Origin of the sequence: Ralstonia sp. SET104 (genome assembly GCF_003851545.1) — a bacterium.
In the GTDB taxonomy this organism is placed as follows: domain Bacteria; phylum Pseudomonadota; class Gammaproteobacteria; order Burkholderiales; family Burkholderiaceae; genus Ralstonia.
Map to the genome: position 1 here is coordinate 1 of NZ_BHVX01000022.1, position 22765 is coordinate 22765.

The window sequence follows — 22765 nt, forward strand, 5'->3', positions numbered from 1 at the left end:
GGGGACCACAGTGGCAACAGAAGCACCCAAGAGACATTCACGCAAAGGCATCCCGAATCACCCCCTCGAATTCCGACGGCAGTTGGCCAAGCTGGCGTGCGAGCCAGGCGTATCGGTAGCGCGTCTGGCGATGGAGCACGGGTTGAATCCGAACCTGGTATTCAAATGGCGCCGAGCACTCCGCGCTGGTGAATATGATCCAATCGGTTTGCTGCCGGTGACAGTGGAAGCACCGGGGCAGGAGATCGAGCAGCCGGTCCCGGCGCCAGTTGGCAGCGCTGTTCCGACGGGCGCCATTGAGATCAGCGTGGGCAACACGCGCGTGCGCATCGAAGGCTCGCCCGACGAAGGCACGCTACTGCTGGTACTGCGCATGCTGCGCAGCGCATCGGGATCCGCAGCATGATCGGTCTACCCAGCCGCACGAAGATCTGGCTGGCCGCCGGCGTGACCGACATGCGTTCGGGCTTCAACAGCCTGGCCGCCAAGGTCCAGACCGTACTGGAGCGAGATCCGTTCAGCGGCCACGTGTTCGTGTTCCGAGGCAAGCGCGGCGACCTGGTCAAGGTGCTGTGGTGGAGCGGTGACGGCATGTGCTTGCTGATGAAACGCTTGGAACGTGGCCGGTTCGTGTGGCCACGTGCCGATGGTGGCGTGGTGTGCCTGAGTCAGGCACAACTGTCGATGCTGCTCGAAGGCATCGACTGGCGGCAGCCGATACGTACGGCGGAGCCGACATCGGCGTTGTAAACCTACCGGGCGCCGCGTAAACTGCCGGCATGACTGCGGCAGACGCCTATCCGGACGACATCGAAGCGCTCAAGCCCTTGCTGCTTGAGCGCGATGCACGCATCGGGCATCTGCAAGACGTGGTCGAATCGCACAAGGCGGCAAACGCTACCGCCAAGGCCGAGATCGAGCACCTGAAACTGCTGATTGCGAAGCTGCGCCGCATGCAGTTCGGTCGTAGCTCCGAGAAGCTCGACCACCAGATCGAACAACTCGAGTTGCGACTGGAAGAGCTCGACGCTGACGAAGGCGCAGCGCCTATCGAGGTTCCAAAGACGCCACGCACGGCGCCGGTGTTTGCCACGAAACCGCACGTCAAGCGCCGTCACGCGGCGCTTCTGCTCGCTGACGTCGCCGTCCATCGGTTCATACACCACGCGAAAATAGTCGCCAGGCTGGCCCCGTGCCGACAGATCGAGCGTCTTGCCCAACAGGCGGGTGATCTGCTGCGAGATATCTTCTGGAAGATCAGCCTGTGCGAGCGCACCGCGGACTGTGGTCGTAATCTCTCCCGCCTGGCTGGCTGGCCGCGAAGGGGCAAAGGAAGGCATATCAAGAAGATCGTTGGCCGAGGGCGTGGACAGCGACACTGCCGGCGCCTTGGGTCCGGACATCACACCGAACACGGCAACAGGAATAACCGCAATCACGAACCCGGACAGCAAAGCCAGACTCGCCCATGAGCGTCGCATATGACGTTCTTGGGCGGCGCTGCTCGGCAGTCGACCTTGTTCGCGTGCGAGACGGGAAAGCAGATCGAACCGCATGGCGTCAGCACTCGTTAGAGAATCAGGAGGAATTCAGGTCATGCCGCATCGCCAACGTGGGGGCACGTCACAATTCGGCACGAGTCCAACTGTACTGACGCACTGTCTTTTGACGTATCAGAACCGTCCGATTCTGAGCCAGAGGCCGCGTCGAATGGCGAGTACGTGCGCTGCCCTTTACTGCGCGCGGTAGTGCTCGCTCATGTAGTCCACAAAGGCACGCACCTTGGGTGCGACATGGCGCGTTTGCGGATACAGCGCGTAGTAAATGCGCTTGCCCAACGCGCAAGTGGGCAGCACGCGAACAAGATGACCACGTGCCACGCCGGGCTGCGCGGTGTTCCACGTGAACGCGGCAATGCCCATCCCGGCCACGGCGGCGGAGTATGTCGCGGTAATCGCGTCCGCCGTGAGGCGGCTGTTCAGCGCAACGCGCACCGGCTCACCTTGCTCGGGTTCGATCAGCCATTCAGCAGCGCCGGCAGAACCCGAGAAGCTGAGCAGTTCATGCGACGTGAGATCGTGCGCTGTGATAGGCAGCCCGCGTCTGGCGATATACGCCGGAGATGCCACCAGAACGATGTCGGACTCGACCAGCCTCTTCGCCATCAGGCTGCTGTCGCCCAGCGGGCCACTGATGCGCAGCGCAACGTCAAACCCCTCGCCAACCAGGTCGACCATCTGGTCACTGCATGACAGCTCTAGCTGAATGGCGGGATAGCGCTGTTGAAACGCGGGCAGCCAATCGGGCAACTCCAGCGTGCCGATGGCCAGTGGCACACTCACACGCAATGTGCCGGACACGTGCTCGCGCTCGTTGGCCATGGCGTGCGATGCGGCCTCGACACGCCCGAGAATATCGACGCAGGAGGCGTAGTAACGCTCGCCGGCAACCGTCAGCGCAAAGCGCCGCGTCGTGCGATTGAGCAACTGCACACCGAGTGCGGCTTCCAGGTTCTTCAACTGCCGCGAGACCGAGGAGTGCGTGCTGTCGAGGCGATCCGCCGCAGCGGAAAAGCCTCCAGCCTCGACGATGCAGCAGAACACGCGCATTGCAAGCAGTTGGTCCATGGCTCTGATGACAAGACGGCGAAAGCGAAAGCGGGCTTGGCGCCCGCTCAAAACCTTCCGCAGAGGCATCAACGCAGCGGCAGCTTCGTGATCTCCGAGGTGGTCATGACGGAACCGAAGGTGTCTTCCAGTTCAGCCAGCGACGCGTTGTGAAGCGCCTTGTGGTCGACCGTCGCACCGCTTGCACGCGTGATATCGCGCGTTGCGGTGGCGTCGGATGCTACCACGACGTCAAAGCCCAGCGGCACCGCATCACGCGCGGCACCAGCAATGCAAGCGTGTGTCATCAAGCCGGCAATCACGATGGTCTTGATGCCCTTGTCCTTCAGTTGCTTGTCCAGGTTGGTGCTGGGGAACACGCTCACGGTCGTCTTCTTCACCAGAATGTCGTGTGCGCGCGGTTCCATGCCCGGCTGGAACTTGACGGTCTCGCCGTCTTCCGCAAACACAGCCGAACCTGCCGGCGTGACGTGCTGCACCTGGAAGACCGGCATCTTGTTGTCATCGGCAAACTTGATGAGCTTCTTCGCGTTCTCCGCAGCCTTGGCGCCATCCGGAATCGGCATGCGGCCGGTGAAGTATTCCCTCTGGAAATCGATGACCACCAGCGCGGTCGTCTTTGGGTCCAGATGATCGACCTGGTTTGCGCCGGCCATCGCACGGATGGTCGGGTGGGCATTGGGTTGTGCTGCGCAGGCGCTGGAAGCCACGGCGGCAGTCAGCGACATGCCAGCGGCAAGCGTTTTCACGAAACGGAAGAGATGGAAAGTCATAACGGCTCCTGAATAAAAGATCAGGAGCGCAGTCTGTCAGCGCGGCTGGTTCAGAACCAGACCAACCGGGCAACAGGATTTGTGCGCCGCCCGCACAAATTTCGCACCTATGCCGGACGGCCGCCCTCGTGCTGGACACGCTTGTCTTCGTACATGGCGGCATCCGCTTCGCGCAGCGTTTCTTCCAGCCGCCCGTCCTTATCGCAAGTGGCGCAACCCATGGAAAAACCAAGCGTTGCGCCCGGATAGAACTGGTTGTTGAGCTCGACCAGCTTGCGCAGGCTTTCTACCAGTGCCGCGCCGGCCTGGGCATCGGCGCCCGGCAACAGCACGGCAAACTCGTCGCCGCCGATGCGCGCGGCATGCGCGGGCTTGTCGATGGCCTTGCCGAGCACCTCGCCAGCGCGGCGCAGCAGCGCATCGCCGGCGGCGTGGCCAAGCTGGTCGTTCACGGTCTTCAGATCGTTCAGGTCGATCATGATGACCGTGACAGGGAACGGACCCTTGCGCTCCAGCCGGTTGACCTCGTCCACATAGAACGAGCGGTTCTTCAGCTTGGTGAGTACGTCGTGCTTGCCGAGGTATTCGAGATACGACTCCGCCTTCTTGCGTGCGGTGATATCGGTCAACGCGAGCAGCACCATGTCCCAATCCCGCTCGCGGCCCGGAAAAACGGAGAACTGCAGGTGGATGTTCAACGGGTTGCCGTCGAGCCCGTAGTTGACCACCTCGCGCTGTTGGAAGAGCTTGCCTTCCCACAGGTCGATCAATTGCTCGCGGAAGTGCGGGCGCATGTCGTCGCGAAACACTTCGGGCAAACGGCCAAGCAGGTCATTGCGATTGCGTGCCTTGAACATCTCCAGCGTGAAGCCGTTGACGTCGAGCACCTGGATCTCCTGCATGCAGCGCTCGACGAATTCCGGATGCACGTCGGTAAAGGTGCGGAAATCCGTGATGCCCTGCATGCGCACCTCGTCCAGCAGCGCCTTGATGGTGCTGAAGTTCTCCACCCATAGCGACACCGGTGCGTGCTCGAACACGCCGCGCGCATAGAGCTGGCTGGCGGCGGTGCGGCGGCGGGCATCTTCCAGTTCGGTGATGTCGTCGACCGCCACAAGCACGCGGTCCCACGGTTGATCGTGGTCGGGCAGCAGCACCCCCTTGAGCAGGATGTCTAACCGGCGGCCGTCCAGCCTGTAGTTGACGCTGCGGCTCTCAAACGAGCGCTCGCCAGACCACATCTGCACAAGTTCGCCCACGTGGGCTTCGAGCATGTCATCGCGCAGCACGTCGGCCAGGCGCGCGGTCAGGGTCTGGGCATCCGGGGCGCCGTACATGGACAGCGTGCGCCGGTTCACACGCAGCACCTTGATGCAGGCGGAACACGCCGCCACGCGCGATACGTCTTCTTCGAGAAAACGCTGCAGATCGGTGACCCCGGTTTCGCGCCATTTGGCGAAAAGGCGGTGGAGATCGCTGTAGTCCTCCAGCCAAAGCGCGGTGGGAGTGACATCGAAGAAGTCGATCAGATCGACCCCCACGGCAGCCGGGCTGCCGACGCTATCGGACGCGGATTGCATGCAACGCTCAACAAGAGAACAGGTTCACGAACGATGCGAGCGTACAGGTTTTGTGCGCCGCCGCGCGCAATGCGTGCCTCATCCGGAAGAATTACCCCCGGCTGCGATACCCCGAACGTTGCCGTCAGTCAATCGTCAGGATTTATCCAGTGAATTGCCGATCGACATTATCGCCAAGCGTGACGCATACAGTTTTGTTTTATCCGTCGTTGTAATAACGCGCTGATCCATTTTTGTGAGAACGCAAGGGCCGGATTTTTCATTTCAATTTTTCAACGCGCTCTGCAGAAATCACACATGCAACCTGAATCGCCCGCCCGGCGCGGGTCCTTTTTAGTCAAAAACTACAAATACCCGGCCTGCGAATTGGTTCTCGTGAATTAAAAAACTTCGTCTCGATTCAGAGAACTTTTCCTCCAGAATCCGTGCATCCCTGGACGGGACTGTGACGGGGCTATCACGCAGCTTCGTCATTTTCTTTGTGCCGTTGCGGGGTTATTCCTGTCCCGATTCGGTGGTCCTTCCCCCCAAATGTTGACGAGCCCTGGGCTGCCGATTCGTTTCCACCTGAGGAGAGATGCAATGCGGGATTCGACCACTATCCGTCGTATGGGCGCTACACGCGCCAAAAGCAGCCCCGGCAACGCGCGGCGACCGTTCAAGCTGGCCCTCGTGGCCCAGGCTGCGGCGGCGATGATGATCCTGGCGGCCTGCGGCGGCGGCGCAGACGACGCGCTTACCCCGGCCGGCGGCAAGCTTGACGCCAACGGCTCGCAGCAGCAGGGCAATACCGGCACGGGCAGCACCAACGCCGCCGCGCCGGCCGTTGATGCCTCCGTTCCACCAGTGGAATTGCCGGACTACATCAAGCCCGTCAACTACAAGCTGTGGTTCCGCCCGAGTGCAGACCTGAACAGTTTCTCGGGCCGCGCCGATGTCGAGATCAAGGTCACCAAGCAGACCGGTGCCGTCACGCTGGCCGTGCGTGACCTGAAGCTGGACGCCTCGCGCCTGACGCTCACGCCTACGTCCGGCAATGGCGCGTCGCGCGTGCTGGTGCCGATCCCGCAATCGCAAGGCGCCTTCTACGACCTGCGCGACCCGACCGGCGACATCAAGCCCGGCAACTACGTACTGCACATGGAGTGGACGGGTACGATCAACTTCACCAAGGCCGAGGGCATCTTCAAGCTCGGCCTGCAGGCCGCCACGGGGGAAAGCTCCGACGCCATCGTCACGCAGGGCGAATCGAACTTCGCGCGCGAATGGTTCCCGAGCTGGGACGAACCCGCCTTCCGCAACACCTTTGAGGTAACAGCCGAAATTCCGGGCGACTGGAAGGCCGTGGCCAACGGCCGCCAGACTGGCGCCACCAAGCTGCCGGACGGCTATCAGCAGGTCTCGTTTGCCAAGACGCCTTCGATGCCGGCTTACCTGCTGTTCTTTGGTGGCGGCAAGTTCGACATCCTGGAAGACAAGTTCACCAACCCGCTCGATGGCAGCAGCATGCGCCTGCGCTGGTGGGTGCCGCCTGGTGAAGCGCATTCTGCGGTGGCCGGCCTGCAGTTCACCAAGGAAGCGCTGAACCACTACTACAACTACTTCCAGATCCCGCTGCCGTTCGACAAGATGGACACCATCGTCGCCAACGACAGCTATGACAACAAGAATGCCGGCTTTGGCGGCATGGAGAACTGGGGCGCCATCTTCGAGTTTGCCGACCAGGTGCTGGTGCCGCCCGATGGCGCGCCCACGACTGTCCACTCAATGGGCAAGGCGCGCTCGTTCGTAGTGGTGTCGCATGAGCTGGCACACCAATGGTTTGGCGATCTTGTGACGCTCGACTGGTGGGACGACATCTGGCTGAACGAATCCTTCGCCAACTGGTTTGAGAATGTCACGAAGATCGCGTTGCACCCCGAGTTCCAGGGCAACACGTGGCAGGACTATGCGGCGGTCAAGCAGCGCGTGATCACGCTGGATCTGCAGCCGACGGCCGTGCCGGTGCAGCACAACCTGAGCGATGCCGGCTCGATGGATTTCCTCGACCGCTTTGCCTACAACAAGGGCGGCCACGTCTTGCAGATGCTGGAGAACTACATCGGCAAGGACGCCATGCGCCGCGGCCTCCAGAGCTACCTGAACAAGTACAAATTCGGCAACGGCACGCCGCCGCGCCTGTGGGCCGAACTGGAAGCCGCCAGCGGCAAACCCGTCGGCAAGGTGGGCGACAGCTTTGTGCGCCAGACCGGCGTGCCGCTCGTCAGTATCGACGCGCAGTGCAATCCGGCCACCAACCAGAACGTGCTGACGATCACGCAGAAGGCGTTCCCGAACAAGAACGTCTACTCGGGCTATCAGTGGAACGTGCCGCTCACGCTGGCCTATGGCGACAACTTTGGTCAGACACAGACCGTCGTGCTGGACCAGCAGACCGCGCAGGTCACGCTGCCGACGTGCTCGGCCGTGCTGGCCAACCCGTCGGGCCTGGACTACTACGTGACCAACTACAGCCCGACGCTGTGGAGCACGCTGCTGGCGCAGGCCGGTGCCATCAACAACGACGCCGCCAAGACCAACATCGCGGGCGATGCCACGCAGTTGTACAACGCGCAGTTGATCACCAAGGAGCAGTACGACCGGATTGTCGGCATCAAGAACTTCCAGCCTGCCGTAGCAACGCTGGCCGCACAGTCTGTGAAGCCGACCGGCTCGCTGCGTCCGCAGGCGGCACAGTTGCAGCAAATGCAGTCAATGGATCGCCCGATCCACACCTTCCGCTACGAAGGTCTCATGAAGCATCTGACCGACATCAAGCGGTAAGCACCAAGGCAAGCGGGCCGCTTCCCGAGTGTGTTGGGAAGCGGCTCGCACACGTGGCCTGCATCGACTGGGATTGCCGGCATTGGCGATCGCCTTCTGAAATGCATGGTGGCCGACGGGTTGACTGCCCTCCAAACTGTATCTAACATGGTTACACTTTGCGTCGATCATCATGTCTACCAGCAGCCGCTTCGCCGTCGCCGTGCACATTCTCACCCTGCTTGCCAGCGCGGAAGGGCCGGTGCCATCGTCGCTCATCGCGGGCAGCGTGGGGACCAACCCGGCACTCATCCGTCGCCTGGTGGCGCAGTTGGCCGATGCCGGCTTTGTCACCTCGCAGATGGGTGCAACGGGCGGCGCCACGCTGGCACGGCCGGCAGATCGCATCACGCTGCTCGACGTGTTTCGCGTGGTGGAGTCTGCGGTGTTGATTGCGTTGCCGCCCAACGCGCCCAACCCGGCATGCGAGGTTGGCCGCGAGATCACCGGCGTGCTAGAGAGAGCGACTGAACGCGCACAGGCCGCGCTGGAAGCCGAGCTTGCCGCGCAAACCATTGCCGGCATCCTTAACGAGGTCGGACACGCACAACGCCGCCGTCGCCGAGCCTGACCAGGCCAGCATGTCGGCCCATTTTTTTATCTCTATATGTAACCGAATCAATTACATATAACGTTTCAACCGCTCAGACCATTCCACAAGGAGTTAGCTATGAAAATCGCAATCATCGGCGCCACGGGGCGCGTGGGTACCCGCCTGATCGACGAAGCCCTGCGCCGCGGCCATCAGGTGACGGCCATTGCGCGCACGGCGTCCACGCTGCCGGCACGTGCGGGCCTGACCGCCAAAGATGTCGATGCGGCCGATCAGGCTGCACTGGCCGCCGCGCTCGAGGGCAACGATGTGGCCTACAGCACCGTGCGCTTCCTGCAAGCCAATGCCAACCAGATTGTTGGTGCAGTGAAGAAGGCGGCCGTGCCGCGCCTGCTGGTGGTGGGTGGCGCTGGCAGCCTGGAAGTGGCCCCGGGCGTGGCGCTGATCGACACGCCGCAGTTTCCGAAGGCGTACTTTGAAGAAGCCTCCGCAGGCCGGGATTTCCTCAACGCGCTGCGCAAGGAGACCGAACTGAACTGGACGTTCGTATCGCCGTCGGCGATCTTCGAACCGGGCGAGCGCACGGGCCGCTTCCGTGTCGGTAAGGACGCGCTGCTGGTGGATGCCGACGGCAAGCCCTGGATCTCGATGGAAGACTACGCCATCGCCTTCCTTGACGAGACCGAAAAGCCGGCGCATCCGCGCCAGCGCTTCACGGTCGGTTACTGATTGGTCTTCGGCACAGACACGCCCGGCGCCAGTCAATCGGCGGGCGTGTCGGTCACGCCCGGTGGCGCATCATCGGGCTCGATCGGGTCGGGCGCAGAATCCAGCGCCGGCAGGCGAATCACGATCGCGCAGCCCCGTCCATCCGCGTGGGCCAGGCCGTCTTCAATCGCCACCGAGCCATTCCCCAATTCGGCGATACGGCGCACGATTGCCAGCCCGAGGCCGCTGCCCTGCGACTGACTGGTGCGCGGGCGGTAGAAACGTTCGAACACACGGTCGCGCTCGTCAGGCGGGATGCCGGGGCCGGAATCTTCAATGCGCAGCTCGACCATCGGCATGCCTGCCTGGTCGATACGCCGCACCGCCACGCGCACTTCGCCGCCGTTGGGCGTCTCACGCACGGCGTTGTCGAGCACGTTTTCCACCAGCGTGGCAGCGTCTTCATGTGACACCGACACCCACGCCTGGTTGGCGCCGTCGTACGACAGCGTGATGTCGCGCCGCTCGGCACGCGAGGCCTGCTGGATCACGCCGCTGCGCGCACAGCCCGCCAGATCGGACAACGCGCCCTGCGCGAGCTGCGCCTCCACGCGGCGCGCATCGAGCCGCGCGATGGCAAGCAGCTTGGCCAACGACTGCGTTGCGCGTGAAATGCCACGATCAAACTCGCGCAGCGCGGTGGAGCGATCGTCTTCGCTGTCGGAGTGCGACACGACATACGCCTGCGCCTGAATGGCCGCCAGCGGCGTGCGCAATTCGTGCGCGGCATCTGCAAAGAAGCGGCGGTCCGCCTCAATGCTACGGCGCACGCGCGCGAACAGGCCATTCAGCGCATCGACCAGCGGTTTCAGTTCGGCATGCTCAACGCTCTGCACGGGGTCGAGATCGGCGGAGTCGCGCGCCTCAACCTGGCGCGTGAGCGTGCGCAGCGGCTTGAGGCCCTGGTGCGCAGCCCAACCAACCATCACCATCAGCACGCTCGCCAGAATGGCCAGCGCCACCGCCACCTCTTGAAAGAGATCGCGAATGGCGCGTTCGTAGGCAGACAGCGGCTGCGCCACCGTGGCTGAAAGTTTGCTGTCGATGCTGTCGACCGTATAGCTGCGCCATGGTTTGCCTTCCAGCATGATCTCGACGACGGTGTCGTGTGCCTTGCCGCACGGCATGGTGGGCGCACCGGGGAAAGCAGTGATGACATGGCCGGCGCGATCACACAGCACGTAGCGGAATTCGCCGGGCAGGATGTTGGGCAGCGACAGGCCCAGCTTGATGTCGGTGAGGCGGCGCAGGAATTCTTCGCGGCGCGGCACATCATCCATGTTCAGGGTGGTGAGGTCCGCATAGGCCTGCGCCGACATGCGCAGATCGCTCACCACCTGGCGGCTGTTGGTGCGCGAGATCTCCAGGTGCGCAATAACGAGCTGCACCAGCAGCATCAACACCAGCGCAAGCAGGATCAGCACATACAGCCGGAACGACAGCGAGCGGACTCGCAGGATCGCCGGAACCGCCAGCTTCATTGGGTGGCCCCGCGATTGCCACCGATCATGTAGCCGACACCGCGAATGGTCTGAATGGTTTCGTTGCCGAGCTTGCGGCGCAAGTGGTGGATGACGACTTCGAGCGCGTTCGCGCTCACGCTGTCGCCCTCGCGATAGAGCGCGTCCATGAGCGTTTCGCGCGGCACCCAGCGATGGGCGCGGCGCACGAGTTCGAGCAGCAGTTGGTATTCGCGCGGCGTGAGTTCAATGACCTGCCCCCCTTGCGTCACCCGCTTCTGCGAGGGCTCCACCACCAGGTTGCCGACGTTCCACTGGTTGGTGCTCTGCCCCGCATGGCGACGCAGCACGGCGCGCAGGCGGGCGATAAGCTCGTCCACGGGAAACGGCTTGACGAGGAAATCGTCCGCGCCCGAATCCAAACCCTTGAGACGCTCGGACAACGCATCGCGCGCGCTGGCAATGATGACGGGCACGTCGCTGTGCGCGGCACGCAGTTCTTCGAGGAAGGTGTGGCCCTCACCGTCGGGCAACCCGAGATCGAGCACGATGGCCTCGAAGGTGTTGGTGGTGATCCATTTTTGCGCGTCGACAAGGCGGCGCACCCAGGTCGCGTTGTAGCCGGCCTGACGCAGCGCGCGGGCCAGTGCGGTGCCCAGTGGCAAATCGTCTTCAATAAGGAGAATGGCGTTCATGCGCGGGAATCTCGGCGGCGGGAATAACGTAAACGGACAACCGGCACCCAGGAAAACAGGCGCCGGCGAAGGTCGAAATCTACCGCAATGGACTGAGCTTTACCTTAAATGTGTGGCGACACGTGACGTGGCAGTCGCCCCACAAACAGAGACTGCGCATGGTTATCGGCATAGAAAGCAGCCTCTTGACTATCACTAAAAAACTTCAATTGTATTTTTCTTATGACGTTGGCGTTGGTTCCGGCGTTGGTTCCGGCGTTGATTCCGGCATGCATCGGCGTGGCGATGCTGGGCGAGCACGCCATTGGCAAGCTGCTTGTCATCAGCCAGGTGGTGCTGGGTCTGCAATTGCCGTTTGCGATGTTTCCGCTGATCCGTATGACGGGCGATCGCACGCTGATGGGCGTGTTTGCGAGCAACTGATTAACGACGGTACTGGCGTGGCAAGTGCTGGCGGGCTAAGCGGTAAGTTGCGGGCCCCCCCCACTAAAAATCTGCGCACGGTGGGTCGCGCGCCAATTAGAATGCGCGCTTTGTAGCGCAATCCGGCCTGTTCCTGCCCGCGCCTGCATCATCGCGCCGCGCCCGAAGGCCCCTCTTGCCCTGCCTTGAGCGCGAACCTGCCTACCGTCTCCGACCTGCCCGACGCACGCGCGCCCTCGCGTGATTATCAAGCACGCCATTTCGTGCCGATGATTCTCGCGCTAAGCAAATGCGGCGTGCTCGGTTATGGCTTCGCAATCATGCTGGGCTGGTCGGTCGGGCTGCTGCATCGGCCGGAGCCGCTGCTTGCGCTGCTCGTGCTGTTGATAGTCATCGTGCAGACGGCGCAGCGGCATCGGCATACTGGCCTGTGGGGGCCGCTGGCGCTTACCCATCTGTTTGCCGAAGAAGTTGCCATCATCGCGTTTGGCCATCAGGCCGGCCTCGAATGGGTGCTGCCCGCGTTCTACCTGATGCCGCTTGCCACCAGCCCCGCGTGGCTCACCCGGCGCGATTTCTGCATTGCCATGGCGCTGTGCACCGCCGGGCCCATCACCGCGCTGCTCATCGCGCCAGAACCCGCCACGACAATCCACCATGGGTGGCTGGGCCTGGTGCTCTATCTGCCCATCTGTATTGCGGCGGCCGCCGTCATTCACCACTACCTGCTGCGCGCCATGGCGCGACACTTTGCAGCCGAACGCAGCCTGGCCGATCGTGCCAACACCGACCACCTGACGGGCATGCTCGCGCGGCAGCGCTTCTTTGAATTGGGCAGCTTTGCGGTAGAGCGCGCGCAGCATCATGCCGAGCCGCTCTGCGCGCTGTACCTCGACGTTGATCACTTCAAATCCATTAACGATACGTGGGGACACGCCGCCGGCGACGACGCACTCGTTGCACTGTCCGACGCGCTGGCAGGCGTGCTGCGCCCGGCTGATCTGTTCGGCCGATTGGGCGGCGATGAATTTGCTGTGCTGCTGCCTGGCTGCGGCCTGACCGGCGCGCTTGCGGTGGTCGATCGGCTCAAGACTGCCGTGGCCGACACGCAAACGCCGGTAGGCCCGTTGACCGTGAGCGTAGGAGCCGCACCGCTGCGCCCGGGGCAAGACCTCGCGCGCCTGCTGGCCGATGCCGACATCGGCCTGATGGAAGCCAAGCGCCAAGGCCGCAACCGCGTGTGCGTGCCAGCCGACGTGCGAAGCGTGGCAGACCAACCACACTAGAGCAGCACCGCACGCTCGGGCAGGCACGTTATGTGCGGCGCAACACCCGTGTTCTTGCACGGAGAGTCCCATGGAGTGGCTGAATGCCCACACCTTCCTGCGCGTGCCGGCCCGCGACTGGGCGGCCGCCGCACTTACGGTGGTTGCCACCTATGCGCTGTTGTCCAGCGTGTTGCGCCTGATCGGTAACCGGTTTGAAGCCCGTGCGCGCCGCACTGGCTATCGCTTCGACATCCTGGCCTCGGCAGTGCTGCGCGATACGCATCCGCTGTTCATCGCGCTGGCCGCGCTGCTGGCAGGGTCGTATTTCATCGACCTGCCCACGCGCATTGCCAACAAACTCGACCACATCTGGTTCGTCATCATCGGCTTCCAGGTCGCGCTATGGCTCAACCGCGCCGTAAAGCTGTGGGCGCGTGATCGGCTGTCTACGCAAACCCACGCCACGCGCAACCCTGTGATCACATCGATGACGGGGTGGGTGCTGCGGTTTGCATTGTGGTCGATGCTGCTGCTGGCCATTCTGGCCAACGTGGGCGTGAACATCACGGCCTTCGTCGCCAGCCTGGGTGTAGGCGGTGTGGCGGTCGCGCTGGCGGTACAGAGCATCCTGAGTGACCTGTTTGCCTCGCTCGCCATCGGGCTGGACAAGCCGTTCGAGATCGGTGACTTCATCGTCTTCGAATCGATTGCCGGCACGGTGCAGCACGTGGGGCTCAAAACCACGCGCATCCGCAGCTTGTCGGGTGAGGAGATCGTTGCTTCCAACACGGCGTTGCTCAAGAGCACGATCCACAATTACAAACGAATGTCGGAACGACGCATCGTCTTCGCCTTCGGGGTGACCTACGATGCGCGCGCGGCGCAATTGCAGAAGATTCCGGACATCGTGCGCCACGCGGTGGAAGCTGCGGGCAACACGCGCTTCGACCGCGCGCACTTCAAGGAATTTGGCGAAAACGCGCTGAACTTCGAGGTCGTGTACTTCGTCACCGATCCGGACTTCAACCTGTACATGGACATTCAGCAGCGCATCAACCTGACGATCCTGGAGGGGCTGGAGAATCTCGGTACGTCGTTCGCGCTGCCGACACGCACGATCCAGCTTGTGCGTCGTGACGGCGAGCCCGTTGAACCGGAAGACCTGGCGGGCCGCAAATCCACAGCGGGCACCCAACGCGTAAGCGCGCGGGCTAGCGGCTGAGCACCGCGGGCATGGTGATAAACGCTGCGTCAAGGCTGTGCCACAGCGGCCTTGAACGCGGCACCATGTCTTGCCGGAAGTACCACCAGAAGTAGCCGCCCACAAAGCGCGGATGCGCAATCGTGAGCCCGTAGTAGTGCGCGACGAGCGCCGCCTTACGGGCGGCATGCCGCGTACCGACTTCACCAAAGCCGAGCATGGCGTGCGGAAACTGTTGGCCCAGGCGGCCGAACACCGCGTTCCAGTCGGGCGGCGCGATCTTGCAGTCGTCTTCATAAAAGCTGATGAACACGTAGTCGAGCCCGTCGCGCAGGCGCGGGGGCAGGTTGCGCTCGACCCAACTGAACATCGTGCGTGACGGCTGCTCGGCACAGCCTTCGTTGTAGTAGAGCGTGAGTGCCACGCGGCCGCCAGCGGCTTTGATGATCTCGTAAGCAGCCATGGTCTTGTCGACCACGTCGTGTGTGGGGCCCGTCCACTCGCCATTGATCTCGTTGCCGATTTCCCAGACGTCGACGGTCTTGCCGAGCGTGTGCAGGTAGGCGGTTGCGCGCTCGCGCAATTGCAGCGTGGTGTATTGCCTGAGCGTAGAGGAATCCACCAGTTCGCCCATCACGTACGCCACGTGCCGGATGGCGGCCACGGGCCCGGCGTAGTGCGGCGCGTCCATACCTTCATCAAAGACGATGCGCACGGTGGGCGTGCGCGATAGGTGCGCCAGCGCATCCACCACGGCCGGCACGTTGTCCACCGCATCAACTGTCACCCCATATAACGGCGCAGGGCCGGCAGGCATCATGCCCACCGGCCCCGCGGCCTGGGTGGATGCACTCAATACCAGCATTGTCACTGCCAGTATCAAGCGCATCCGGAGCATGGCTTACTGCACCGTGCTGGCGTCCACCCAGGTAAAGCCCAGTGCGGAGATGCCGCTGATGATGGTTTGGAAATCCTGATAGCCCGGCGTGCCGAGTTCCGGTTCCAGCCAGAACGGATGGAAGAAGAACGAGGCAAAGCCATCGCGCACAACCTGCGCATACGTTGCGTTGGTCAAGATGTCCTGCGCGGTGTACGTCAGGCACGATGACGGATCGATATTGCAGATGTTGTATTCCACGTTGCCAAGGTTTTCCGGAATCACGCGCTGGTTGTAGTAGTCCTTCTGAATGATGTAGGGGAAGAACTGGCCAACCGAGAAATCGTGACCCAGCGTGCTGGCATTCAGCGTCTGCGGATTGTCAGACGTGTAGTACACCACGCGCTGATACGTGTTTTTGAAGTACTGCGGCACCGCCTTGATGGCCAGCGGAGACGACTGGTAATGCGGCGCCTCCCATGCAAACGGCGTGTAACCGTTGAGCTGGAACTCCAGCAGGCCGGCAGACAAGCGCCCTGCTGCCCATTGCGTTGAATCTTCGTTCACGGGCCGGTTCTGCGTGGCGAGCCAGAACTCGAAGTCGTTCGCGCTGACCGCGTTGATGAGGTTCGGAATGTTGCTGTACTGATGCGTATAGCCGTGCATCAGGATATGCCCGCCGCGTGCCAGCGCGTGGTTCAGCGCCTTCTTGAGCCCTGTTGCATTGACCAGGTGAATGGTCTGCGAGACGCCGCCGTTGTAAACGCCGTTCGGGTCTGTATACAGCGGGATGGTGGCGAGCGAGAACGGAATCTTCAGGCTGTACAGGTAGTCAGTCAGGGTGTTGATGGACGTCACGGTATTGGTGGCGTTGATATCTTCCAGGCGCACCAGTGCGCGGTGCAGCGTGGGCGCATTCGTGCCCAGCATGTCATGCAGCATGTCGCACATCACCAGGTAGCGGTCGCGCGGTCCGATGTACGAAAACGGCATGTCGGCCACATACCAGAAGTTGCCCGAGCGGATGATGTACGGCGCGGTTTCCTGCGTGACCGAATTGGTGATGGTCACCACGCTGCTGGCCTTGGTGGCATCCACCACAGACGTTACGCCAATGTCGGGATCGGCCGAAATGACACCGCTCGTGGCATCGAAGGCGTAGTACTTGGTCATGGACTGGCTCTTGTACGACACGGTATCGAAGAACCCCGGGTTCGGCGTGCTAGCCGAGGGCGCCGCATTCATGCCGCGCAGGCCGGCAAAGTTGATCCCGTAGCGCGTGGTGAACGGATACGCCGTATTCCAGGCGAGCTCCCACAGGTTGTACTTGAACCAGACGACGGTTTTCTGTGTGGTGGTCACATCCGACAGGAACGCCGCCGGTATGGGGTTGTTGTAGTAACTCCCCAGGTAGAACGTGGCGGTGTACTGCTCGGTCATGCCGGCCGTGTAGTTTTGCACGGGCAGCATGGTGATGGTGGTGTTGAAGTGTGCGAGCAGGTTGTACAGCATGATCGCGTACGCCTTGCCCAGGTTGGTGTACTGGTCGTTGGCGGGCGCATCGTACAGCACCAGCATCTTGGCCGGCGTGGTCTGCGCCGATGCAGAGCCGCCGACCGTCACGCAAATGGGCCCGAGCCCGATCGTGCAGGTGGCGCCCTGTGCTGGCCCTGTCAGCGAAATACCAAGCAGGCCGCCCGCAAACACGAGCGCGCACAGGAACTTACGTAGCAGTGTCTTCATGATGACTCTCCGACTCATGACAATCATGGGCGATAGACCGAGCCATCCGCTTGGCGGTAGAGCCCGAGATTGAAGTTGAGGCCACGGTCGTGGCCACGTTCGGTACCTGTCGCTTCGTTTTCCGGCACGCCGGGGCGGACGTCAGTCATGACCACCGTGCGTGGCGGCGGGATGACCTGTCCGTTCTCATCCATGACGCCGTAGCCGTAGGCGCGCGGGCCTCCGGTCACGGGCCTGGGTGCCGCCGCCACAACAGTGGGCTGCACGGCCGCGGCTATGACCCTGGAAGACGCGGGCGACGAGGCTTTCTTGTCCGCGTTTGAAACGGGGCCGCTCCGGTCCACCGCACCCGTCACGATGGCGGGCACGCCCCCATCGCCGGCCCACGGTGGCGCAACGATCAGCCACCCGGCAACGAGTGCAGAGGCCAGCAACACGCCACCCCCGATTCGTTTCGCTTTCATCAAAGCCTCCTAGCCGTTAAGGCGGTGCTGCACGGACGACGCTTGCACGGTGGCACGCGCCGCTTCCAGATCGATGATCTCGGCCTGCGGGGCCGGTTTGCGAGTCAGTTGCGGGCCGCGCGCCACCTTCTGCGGCTGCGTGGTGAAGGCCTGCCTGAGCGCATCGACAATCCGTCGGCAGGCCTGCCCGTCACCGTAAGGGTTGTGGGCCTGCGCCATGCGTGCGTATTCGGTGCCGTCGTTCAGCAGCGTTTCGGCTTCGTCGACGATGCGTTGCGTGTTGGTGCCCACCAGGCGTGCGGTGCCCGATGCCACGGCCTCCGGGCGCTCGGTAGTGTCACGCGTCACCAGCACCGGCTTGCCCAGCGCGGGCGCTTCTTCCTGAATGCCGCCGGAATCCGTGACGATCAGGTAGGCGCGATCCATGAGGTAGACGAACGGCAGGTAGTCCTGCGGCGCAATCAGGTGAACGTTGTCATGGCCGGAAAGGATGGCGTTGACGGGCTGCTGCACGTTCGGGTTCAGGTGCACCGGATACACGATCTGCACATCCGGATGACGCGCCGCCAGCAGGCGCAGCGCCACACAGAAGTTCTCGAACGGCTCGCCGAAGTTCTCGCGGCGGTGGCCTGTCACCAGAATCATCCGCCGGCCCGCCTTCAGAAACGGATAGCGCGCGGCCATCTGCGCTGACAGCGAGGCGTCGTCGTCCAGCCGTTGCTTGACGGCCAGCAGCGCGTCGATGACGGTGTTGCCGGTGAGCGTGACCTGCTGCGGATCAATGCCTTCGTCCAGCAGGTTCTGGCGCGATTCCGCCGTGGGTGCGAAGTGCCAGGTGGTCACGGAATCGGTGACGCGGCGGTTCAGTTCCTCCGGCCATGGCGACCAGATGTTGCCGGTGCGCAAACCCGCTTCCACATGCCCGACCGGAATGCGCCGATAAAAGGCCGCGAGGCTTGCCGCCAGCGTGGTTGTCGTATCACCGTGGACGAGCACGGCATCCGGCTGGTAGGCGTCGAGCACGCCGTCGATGCCGCCCAGCACGTTGGACGTGATGTCGGACAGCGTTTGCCCGGGCCGCATCAGGTTGAGGTCAAACTCCGGCGCGATGCCGAAGAGTTCCAGCACCTGATCCAGCATTTGCCGGTGCTGCGCGCTCACGCACACCGCCGACGCAAAGCCTGTCTCCGCCTGCAACGCCTGCACCAGCGGCGCCATTTTGATGGCCTCCGGGCGCGTGCCGAATACAGTCAAAATTTTCCCTGTCATGATTTCCCCAGTCATCTGCATCGGCGCATGCAAAGCGCAACGACCAACATGTCGCTTCTAACGCTGGGCAGACTTCGCCAATGAGCGAAGGCCGTGCCATGCGTCCCGCTTTGACCCACCATGGCGCGGCGACGCCATCTTGCGGACGTCGCTGCCATTTCACTTGGTTACCCGTTTCCCTCGGTGGTCAAAAACGTTTCATCTGCGACACCTCTGACTGGGGTCTGCTTGAATCTGGAGTTGGCCTAGAACCAAAGAATGGCTCGCGCGACCACCCCTTTTGCGCGATCCGCGTGCGTCAATGGCAAGCGGTACTGCACGGTAAAGTCCAGCCAACTGGCCGGCGCTGCGTATTGCGACTCGCGAAACCAGTAGCGAAAGTTGATGCCGGGGCCGATACCCAGCGCAAGCCGCTGGCCAATCGCCTTGTTGTCGTGATCGCCCGCGAGCACGACATGCGGGTACATCGTCAGGCGATCACTGATGGAGTTCACGCGCCACGTGTGGCCGTAGCGCATTTCCGTGCTGATGATCATGCGGCCCTGATTGACGAAGTACGCACTCTCGCCATACACCTGCCACGTCTGCCAGCGCGGCCTGGTGACCTGCAGGTCAAGGCCCTGGTCGGTTGAAAAGCCGATGCGCAACAGCGTGTCGTTGGTCGTCAGTTGCCCGATACGGAAGAGGCGCTCGGCGGTGAACACCAGGTTGATGTCCTTGATCGGCTTGTAGCGCGCACCCGCCGAGCCCTGCGCGGTCGGCAAACCGGTGTGGCCATTGCGGTCGTACACGCTGTCGTAACCACGTACGAAGAGCTGGAAGATGCTGCCGTCGCGGTAGCCGATACCCGGCGGCTGCCAGTACACCTCGGCGCCCGCCTGGCCGGCACTCACGGTGTTGGGCAAACCGAATGCCGACGTTTGATACGCGCCCGAGAGCACCATGCCGAAGGTGCGCTGCATCTGCTCGATTTCACGCCGGTAGCCGAAGCGGCGGTCTGGCTGGAGGCGGTCGTCACCACCGCTGTCACCATCCTTGCCGCTGTCGCTTTTGGCATCAGCGTCGGCGTGGTCGAGGCTTTTTCGGAAGAGCTTGATGGCGGTGGGGTTGTCGCCCAGGCGCTTGGCTGCATAGGCAGCATCGGCGTAGTGGGTCCAGTTGCCCTGGCCGGTGGCAAAGCCGCGCTGAAAGGCCGCCAGCGCAGCGCGATCGTCACGCGCGCGGAGGTGGCCGTAAGCCTCGTTCAATTCACGCTGGCCGATCACGCGCGGGTCATTGGCAGACGTGGCCTCGCCCTGCGCGGCGGGCGCCATCGCCTGGGCAAGCAGTGCCTTTGCATAGCGCTGCCGCGCCGGGTCCGCAGCGTGTTCGGCGGCAAGGGTGGCGGCTTGGGTGGCTCCATCCCGGTCGCCCAGTTGCAGGCGCGACTGCGCGAGGCGCAGTTGCACGTCGGCATCGGGCTCATCCTTGAGGCCGCTCAGCGCGTCCAGCGCTGCTTGCGGGTGCTTGGCGGAATAGGCACTGTCCGACCACGCCAGATGCAGGTTGCGCTGCTCCTGCGCGGTCCAGTCGGTGCCTTGCACGGCGTGCGCAAAGTCCTGCTCGGCGACGGCGGGATCGCTCGCTTTCTGCGCGAGGAACCCGTGCTGTGCGTACACGCGCGGTTCGTTCGGATACTTCTGCAGCAGCGCATCGGCCTGCGTGCGGGCCGCATCCAGCTTGCCTTTGCGCGTGAGCACATCCAGCAGCAGCAGGTTCAGTTGCAGGCTATCGGGCTGCACGGCCAATGCTGCGCGTATGGCGGCTTCGGCATCGTCGAGCTGGTTGGCATCGATGAGGTGATAGGCGCGGTCCGCACGAAAATAGGCGTCGGGCTGCAACGCCTGCGCAGCCTGCTGCGCCATCGATACGCCCTGACACAAGGCCCACACTGCCGCGGCAATCGGCCAGCGCAAGCGGTGCAGGCTTGAACGGTTGGCTCTCTCGTGTTTCATGCCACACCTCCCGCAACAGACGGATCGGGCCGCGCATCCGGTCCAAGAGGCGGCCCTGTAGGCAGGTCCGGCGGCACGGAGATGGAGGGATTGGTGGAAACCTCGGGTGCGGGTGCCGTGCCGGCTGAAACGCCTGGGCCGGCGCCCGTCATGGATTCGGCGGCTGGCGTGGCCGCGAGTACGGCGGAGTAAGCCGTCGGGCCAAACACGACCGTGGCACGGCGGTTCGGGTCGGCCATCTGCGCCAGTTCGGCCGACATTTCATGGTCGCACGCCATGAAACACGCGACTTTGCGCCCGGCCGCTCGGGCCAGCTCCTCCAGCACTTCGCCGTTCGGCAACTCCGACACGGCGATGTTGAGCGAGCCATCCTCGCCAATCGAGAACGGCACCACGTGATGCCGCACAGCCAAGTCACGCGGCAGGCAATCGGCCAGCGCCCCCAGCACGACGTTGGTCAGGCTCACGCGCGGCAGATCCACCTGCTCTGCCAGTGCATCGGCCAGCGTATCGGCCGTGACCATGCCCTGCTCGACCAGCACTTGCCCAAGCCGCCGTCCGGTCTCGCGATGGATGACGAGCGCCGCATCCAACTGTTCCTGCGTGAGGACTTCCCACTTGATAAGCGTCTCGCCCAGCTTGCAACGCGTGCGGCCCAGCGCGTCGTTCGACAGATACATGTGCTGGGTTTTGTCCCAGGCAATGGGCTTGCCGGTCAGGCAGTAGATCAGGAAGATCTTCCACGCGCGGCATACCGAGAAGAAGTTGATGAAGTTGTTCACCACCAGCCTGGGCACGCACAGCACGCCTTGCAGCGGGCCGTTCAGCCGCCCGACAAAGTACACGCGCTGTGCCAGCCGATTAACGAGCAACGCTGCGTTGATGGCAAGCAGATCCTGCATCCACACGGTGCCAACTGCAAACGTACCGTCCGGCATCACCACTACGCCCTGGGCCATCAACCCGCCCAGCACCAGGTAGTTGAGTGACAGCACATACGCCAGGATCGAGAACAGCGCCGTCAGCACGCCCTTGCGGTCTCGGAAGAACATGTAGCGGGTGATGAGGTTGCCGTTCCACCCCATCTGCAGCCAGCCCTGGAAAGCGATGCCAAGCACCCAGCGTGCGCGCTGCCGGTAGGCCGCGCGGAACGTGCTTGGAAAGTACTCGCGCGTGGCCGGCAGTTGCGGACGCACGCCCTTGCGCCGGCCCAGGCGCCAGCGCGTACGCGTCTTGCCCTGGGCATCTTCCGAGGGCTCTGCGTTCTCGCAGATCGGGAAATGCACGAACGCTTCACGCATGCCCAGCTCGCGCAGGCGGAAGCTGAAGTCATAGTCCTCCGTGAGCGTGCTGGTGTTGAAGGGGGATTCGCCACACACTTTCATCACCGCCTCGATGGCGCGGCGGCTGTAGCACAGCGCCACGCCGGCGCCGGGCACTGTGCCGGTCAACGCCTGGCGCGCTATCAGATCTTTCTGGTGCATCTCAGAAAAATCATCCATGTACGTGCCAGCGACCCACTCGTACCACTTGCGCTCGAGCGACAGCACCGGCAACTGCACAAGATCCTGGTCGCGGATGAAGTAGTTGAAATACTTCAGCTCCAGCGGGTGGATCACGTCTTCGCAGTCGTGCATGATCACGCCCGCAAAGCGGATGCCGTGCCCCGCCTCGTGCCGGATGATGGTCTGGATGATGGTATTCAGGCAGTCCGCCTTGCACGTCGGGCCATCGTGCGTGACGGCGGCGCGCACTACGCGGCCAGGATAGCGGCGCACCATGCGCTCGACTTCGGCGGTGGTCTCCGCATCGTTACGATAGGCGCCGGCAAAGATGATGAAGCGCGTGTACTCCATCGTCGCCAGGGTGTTCTCGACCATCTTGGCGATGACGTCGTACTCCTTCCACGCCGGCACCATGACAGCGAGCCATTGCTCCTCGCGTTCACGCAGCGATTGCGCCGAAATCGTGACTGGCGTGCGCCCACGCTGCGGCCAGAGCCACAGCTCCCGCACCCAGTAGAAGGCATCCACGAAGAAATCGTCGGCGGTGCTGATGAAGATGACGAGCGTAGTCGCCACCGTCAAGGTGTTGAGCAACGCCAGGTAAAGCTCCCATGGCAGATCGCTCATGGCTGCTCCCCTGCTCCCACCCTACGGGCGCGTTGCCAGTGTCCGGCGTACCCCCCGCCTTGCGCTGTGGCGCTCA

At 63.1% G+C, this 22765-nt stretch carries 18 protein-coding genes and 2 pseudogenes; 9 read left to right on the plus strand and 11 right to left on the minus strand.

Annotated elements, in window-relative coordinates; translation table 11 throughout:
* The 3 genes and pseudogenes from PSUB009319_RS20650 to PSUB009319_RS20660 form a co-directional block, all read left to right on the plus strand.
* On the plus strand, positions 1–406 hold a 406-nt coding region (locus PSUB009319_RS20650; RefSeq protein ID WP_260393090.1), incomplete at its 5' end, for a transposase.
* The gene (gene tnpB, locus PSUB009319_RS20655; protein WP_124384052.1) at positions 403–750 is read left to right on the plus strand and encodes an IS66 family insertion sequence element accessory protein TnpB; all 348 of its coding nucleotides are present in this window, start codon (positions 403–405) and stop codon (positions 748–750) included. The genes PSUB009319_RS20650 and tnpB, both read left to right, overlap by 4 nt.
* Before the next feature lie 29 nt (positions 751–779).
* A pseudogene (locus PSUB009319_RS20660) lies at positions 780–1056 on the plus strand (transposase); the annotation flags it as partial.
* 677 nt (positions 1057–1733) lie between these two features.
* On the opposite strand, the gene PSUB009319_RS20665 reads toward PSUB009319_RS20660, so the two are convergent.
* The 3 genes from PSUB009319_RS20665 to PSUB009319_RS20675 form a co-directional block, all read right to left on the minus strand.
* Positions 1734–2627 carry a LysR family transcriptional regulator gene (locus PSUB009319_RS20665; protein WP_124384053.1) on the minus strand — a complete coding sequence of 298 codons (894 nt, stop codon included), beginning with the start codon at positions 2625–2627 and terminating at the stop codon, positions 1734–1736.
* A 68-nt stretch (positions 2628–2695) separates the two neighbouring features.
* Positions 2696–3355 carry a cysteine hydrolase family protein gene (locus PSUB009319_RS20670; protein WP_221620974.1) on the minus strand — a complete coding sequence of 220 codons (660 nt, stop codon included), beginning with the start codon at positions 3353–3355 and terminating at the stop codon, positions 2696–2698.
* 152 nt (positions 3356–3507) lie between these two features.
* Complete coding sequence (locus tag PSUB009319_RS20675) at positions 3508–4980, minus strand: sensor domain-containing diguanylate cyclase (RefSeq protein ID WP_124384055.1); 1473 nt, start codon at positions 4978–4980, stop codon at positions 3508–3510.
* 582 nt (positions 4981–5562) lie between these two features.
* Here PSUB009319_RS20675 and PSUB009319_RS20680 point away from each other — a divergent pair.
* From PSUB009319_RS20680 to PSUB009319_RS20690, 3 genes are all read left to right on the plus strand, one after another.
* Complete coding sequence (locus PSUB009319_RS20680; protein ID WP_124384056.1) at positions 5563–7803, plus strand: M1 family metallopeptidase; 2241 nt, start codon at positions 5563–5565, stop codon at positions 7801–7803.
* Between the two features lie 172 nt (positions 7804–7975).
* On the plus strand, positions 7976–8413 hold the full coding sequence (locus PSUB009319_RS20685) for an Rrf2 family transcriptional regulator (RefSeq protein WP_124384057.1): 438 nt from the start codon (positions 7976–7978) through the stop codon (positions 8411–8413).
* Positions 8414–8512: 99 nt separating this feature from the next.
* Positions 8513–9124, plus strand: a complete 612-nt coding sequence (locus PSUB009319_RS20690) for an NAD(P)-dependent oxidoreductase (RefSeq protein ID WP_124384058.1) — start codon at positions 8513–8515, stop codon at positions 9122–9124.
* Between the two features lie 32 nt (positions 9125–9156).
* On the opposite strand, the gene PSUB009319_RS20695 is transcribed toward PSUB009319_RS20690, so the two are convergent.
* Positions 9157–10644 (minus strand): ATP-binding protein, encoded by a 1488-nt coding sequence (locus PSUB009319_RS20695; protein ID WP_124384059.1) that lies wholly within the window; start codon positions 10642–10644, stop codon positions 9157–9159.
* The gene (locus PSUB009319_RS20700) at positions 10641–11318 is read right to left on the minus strand and encodes a response regulator (RefSeq protein ID WP_124384060.1); all 678 of its coding nucleotides are present in this window, start codon (positions 11316–11318) and stop codon (positions 10641–10643) included. The genes PSUB009319_RS20695 and PSUB009319_RS20700 overlap by 4 nt, the downstream gene beginning before the upstream one ends.
* Positions 11319–11573: 255 nt before the next feature.
* Here PSUB009319_RS20700 and PSUB009319_RS20705 point away from each other — a divergent pair.
* The 3 genes and pseudogenes from PSUB009319_RS20705 to PSUB009319_RS20715 all read left to right on the plus strand — a co-directional run.
* Positions 11574–11738: pseudogene (locus tag PSUB009319_RS20705) on the plus strand (divalent metal cation transporter); the annotation flags it as partial.
* 188 nt (positions 11739–11926) lie between these two features.
* The gene (locus PSUB009319_RS20710) at positions 11927–13027 is read left to right on the plus strand and encodes a GGDEF domain-containing protein (protein WP_185453514.1); all 1101 of its coding nucleotides are present in this window, start codon (positions 11927–11929) and stop codon (positions 13025–13027) included.
* A 70-nt stretch (positions 13028–13097) separates the two neighbouring features.
* Positions 13098–14231: a mechanosensitive ion channel family protein gene (locus PSUB009319_RS20715; RefSeq protein WP_124384061.1), complete on the plus strand. Its 1134-nt coding sequence runs from the start codon at positions 13098–13100 to the stop codon at positions 14229–14231.
* Here PSUB009319_RS20715 and PSUB009319_RS20720 read toward each other — a convergent pair.
* From PSUB009319_RS20720 to PSUB009319_RS20745, 6 genes are all read right to left on the minus strand, one after another.
* A complete protein-coding gene (locus PSUB009319_RS20720; RefSeq protein WP_124384062.1) occupies positions 14221–15108 on the minus strand; it encodes a hypothetical protein in 888 nt (295 codons plus the stop codon). The two genes, PSUB009319_RS20715 and PSUB009319_RS20720, sit on opposite strands and share 11 nt — an antisense overlap.
* 3 nt (positions 15109–15111) lie before the next feature.
* Complete coding sequence (locus tag PSUB009319_RS20725; protein WP_124384063.1) at positions 15112–16830, minus strand: DUF2334 domain-containing protein; 1719 nt, start codon at positions 16828–16830, stop codon at positions 15112–15114.
* 23 nt (positions 16831–16853) lie between these two features.
* Positions 16854–17294 (minus strand): hypothetical protein, encoded by a 441-nt coding sequence (locus tag PSUB009319_RS20730; RefSeq protein ID WP_124384064.1) that lies wholly within the window; start codon positions 17292–17294, stop codon positions 16854–16856.
* A 9-nt stretch (positions 17295–17303) separates the two neighbouring features.
* Entirely contained in the window at positions 17304–18563 is a 1260-nt protein-coding gene (gene wecB, locus PSUB009319_RS20735; protein ID WP_124384065.1) for a non-hydrolyzing UDP-N-acetylglucosamine 2-epimerase, read from the minus strand.
* Between the two features lie 245 nt (positions 18564–18808).
* Positions 18809–20557: a bacteriophage N4 adsorption protein A gene (locus tag PSUB009319_RS20740; RefSeq protein ID WP_124384066.1), complete on the minus strand. Its 1749-nt coding sequence runs from the start codon at positions 20555–20557 to the stop codon at positions 18809–18811.
* Entirely contained in the window at positions 20554–22689 is a 2136-nt protein-coding gene (locus PSUB009319_RS20745; RefSeq protein ID WP_124384067.1) for a glycosyl transferase family protein, read from the minus strand. Before PSUB009319_RS20745 ends, PSUB009319_RS20740 begins: the two co-directional genes overlap by 4 nt.
* Positions 22690–22765: the final 76 nt, after the last annotated feature.

Bases quoted from the DNA above. Each gene is read 5' to 3' on its own strand.
- PSUB009319_RS20740 (WP_124384066.1), bottom strand. From the start codon at position 20,557: ATGAAACACGAGAGAGCCAACCGTTCAAGCCTGCACCGCTTGCGCTGG.
- PSUB009319_RS20725 (WP_124384063.1), bottom strand. From the start codon at position 16,830: ATGAAGACACTGCTACGTAAGTTCCTGTGCGCGCTCGTGTTTGCGGGC.
- PSUB009319_RS20745 (WP_124384067.1), bottom strand. From the start codon at position 22,689: ATGAGCGATCTGCCATGGGAGCTTTACCTGGCGTTGCTCAACACCTTG.
- PSUB009319_RS20715 (WP_124384061.1), top strand. From the start codon at position 13,098: ATGGAGTGGCTGAATGCCCACACCTTCCTGCGCGTGCCGGCCCGCGAC.
- PSUB009319_RS20720 (WP_124384062.1), bottom strand. From the start codon at position 15,108: ATGCTCCGGATGCGCTTGATACTGGCAGTGACAATGCTGGTATTGAGT.
- PSUB009319_RS20680 (WP_124384056.1), top strand. From the start codon at position 5,563: ATGCGGGATTCGACCACTATCCGTCGTATGGGCGCTACACGCGCCAAA.
- PSUB009319_RS20675 (WP_124384055.1), bottom strand. From the start codon at position 4,980: ATGCAATCCGCGTCCGATAGCGTCGGCAGCCCGGCTGCCGTGGGGGTC.
- tnpB (WP_124384052.1), top strand. From the start codon at position 403: ATGATCGGTCTACCCAGCCGCACGAAGATCTGGCTGGCCGCCGGCGTG.
- PSUB009319_RS20695 (WP_124384059.1), bottom strand. From the start codon at position 10,644: ATGAAGCTGGCGGTTCCGGCGATCCTGCGAGTCCGCTCGCTGTCGTTC.
- PSUB009319_RS20700 (WP_124384060.1), bottom strand. From the start codon at position 11,318: ATGAACGCCATTCTCCTTATTGAAGACGATTTGCCACTGGGCACCGCA.
- PSUB009319_RS20665 (WP_124384053.1), bottom strand. From the start codon at position 2,627: ATGGACCAACTGCTTGCAATGCGCGTGTTCTGCTGCATCGTCGAGGCT.
- PSUB009319_RS20685 (WP_124384057.1), top strand. From the start codon at position 7,976: ATGTCTACCAGCAGCCGCTTCGCCGTCGCCGTGCACATTCTCACCCTG.
- PSUB009319_RS20690 (WP_124384058.1), top strand. From the start codon at position 8,513: ATGAAAATCGCAATCATCGGCGCCACGGGGCGCGTGGGTACCCGCCTG.
- wecB (WP_124384065.1), bottom strand. From the start codon at position 18,563: ATGACAGGGAAAATTTTGACTGTATTCGGCACGCGCCCGGAGGCCATC.
- PSUB009319_RS20730 (WP_124384064.1), bottom strand. From the start codon at position 17,294: ATGAAAGCGAAACGAATCGGGGGTGGCGTGTTGCTGGCCTCTGCACTC.
- PSUB009319_RS20670 (WP_221620974.1), bottom strand. From the start codon at position 3,355: ATGTCGCTGACTGCCGCCGTGGCTTCCAGCGCCTGCGCAGCACAACCC.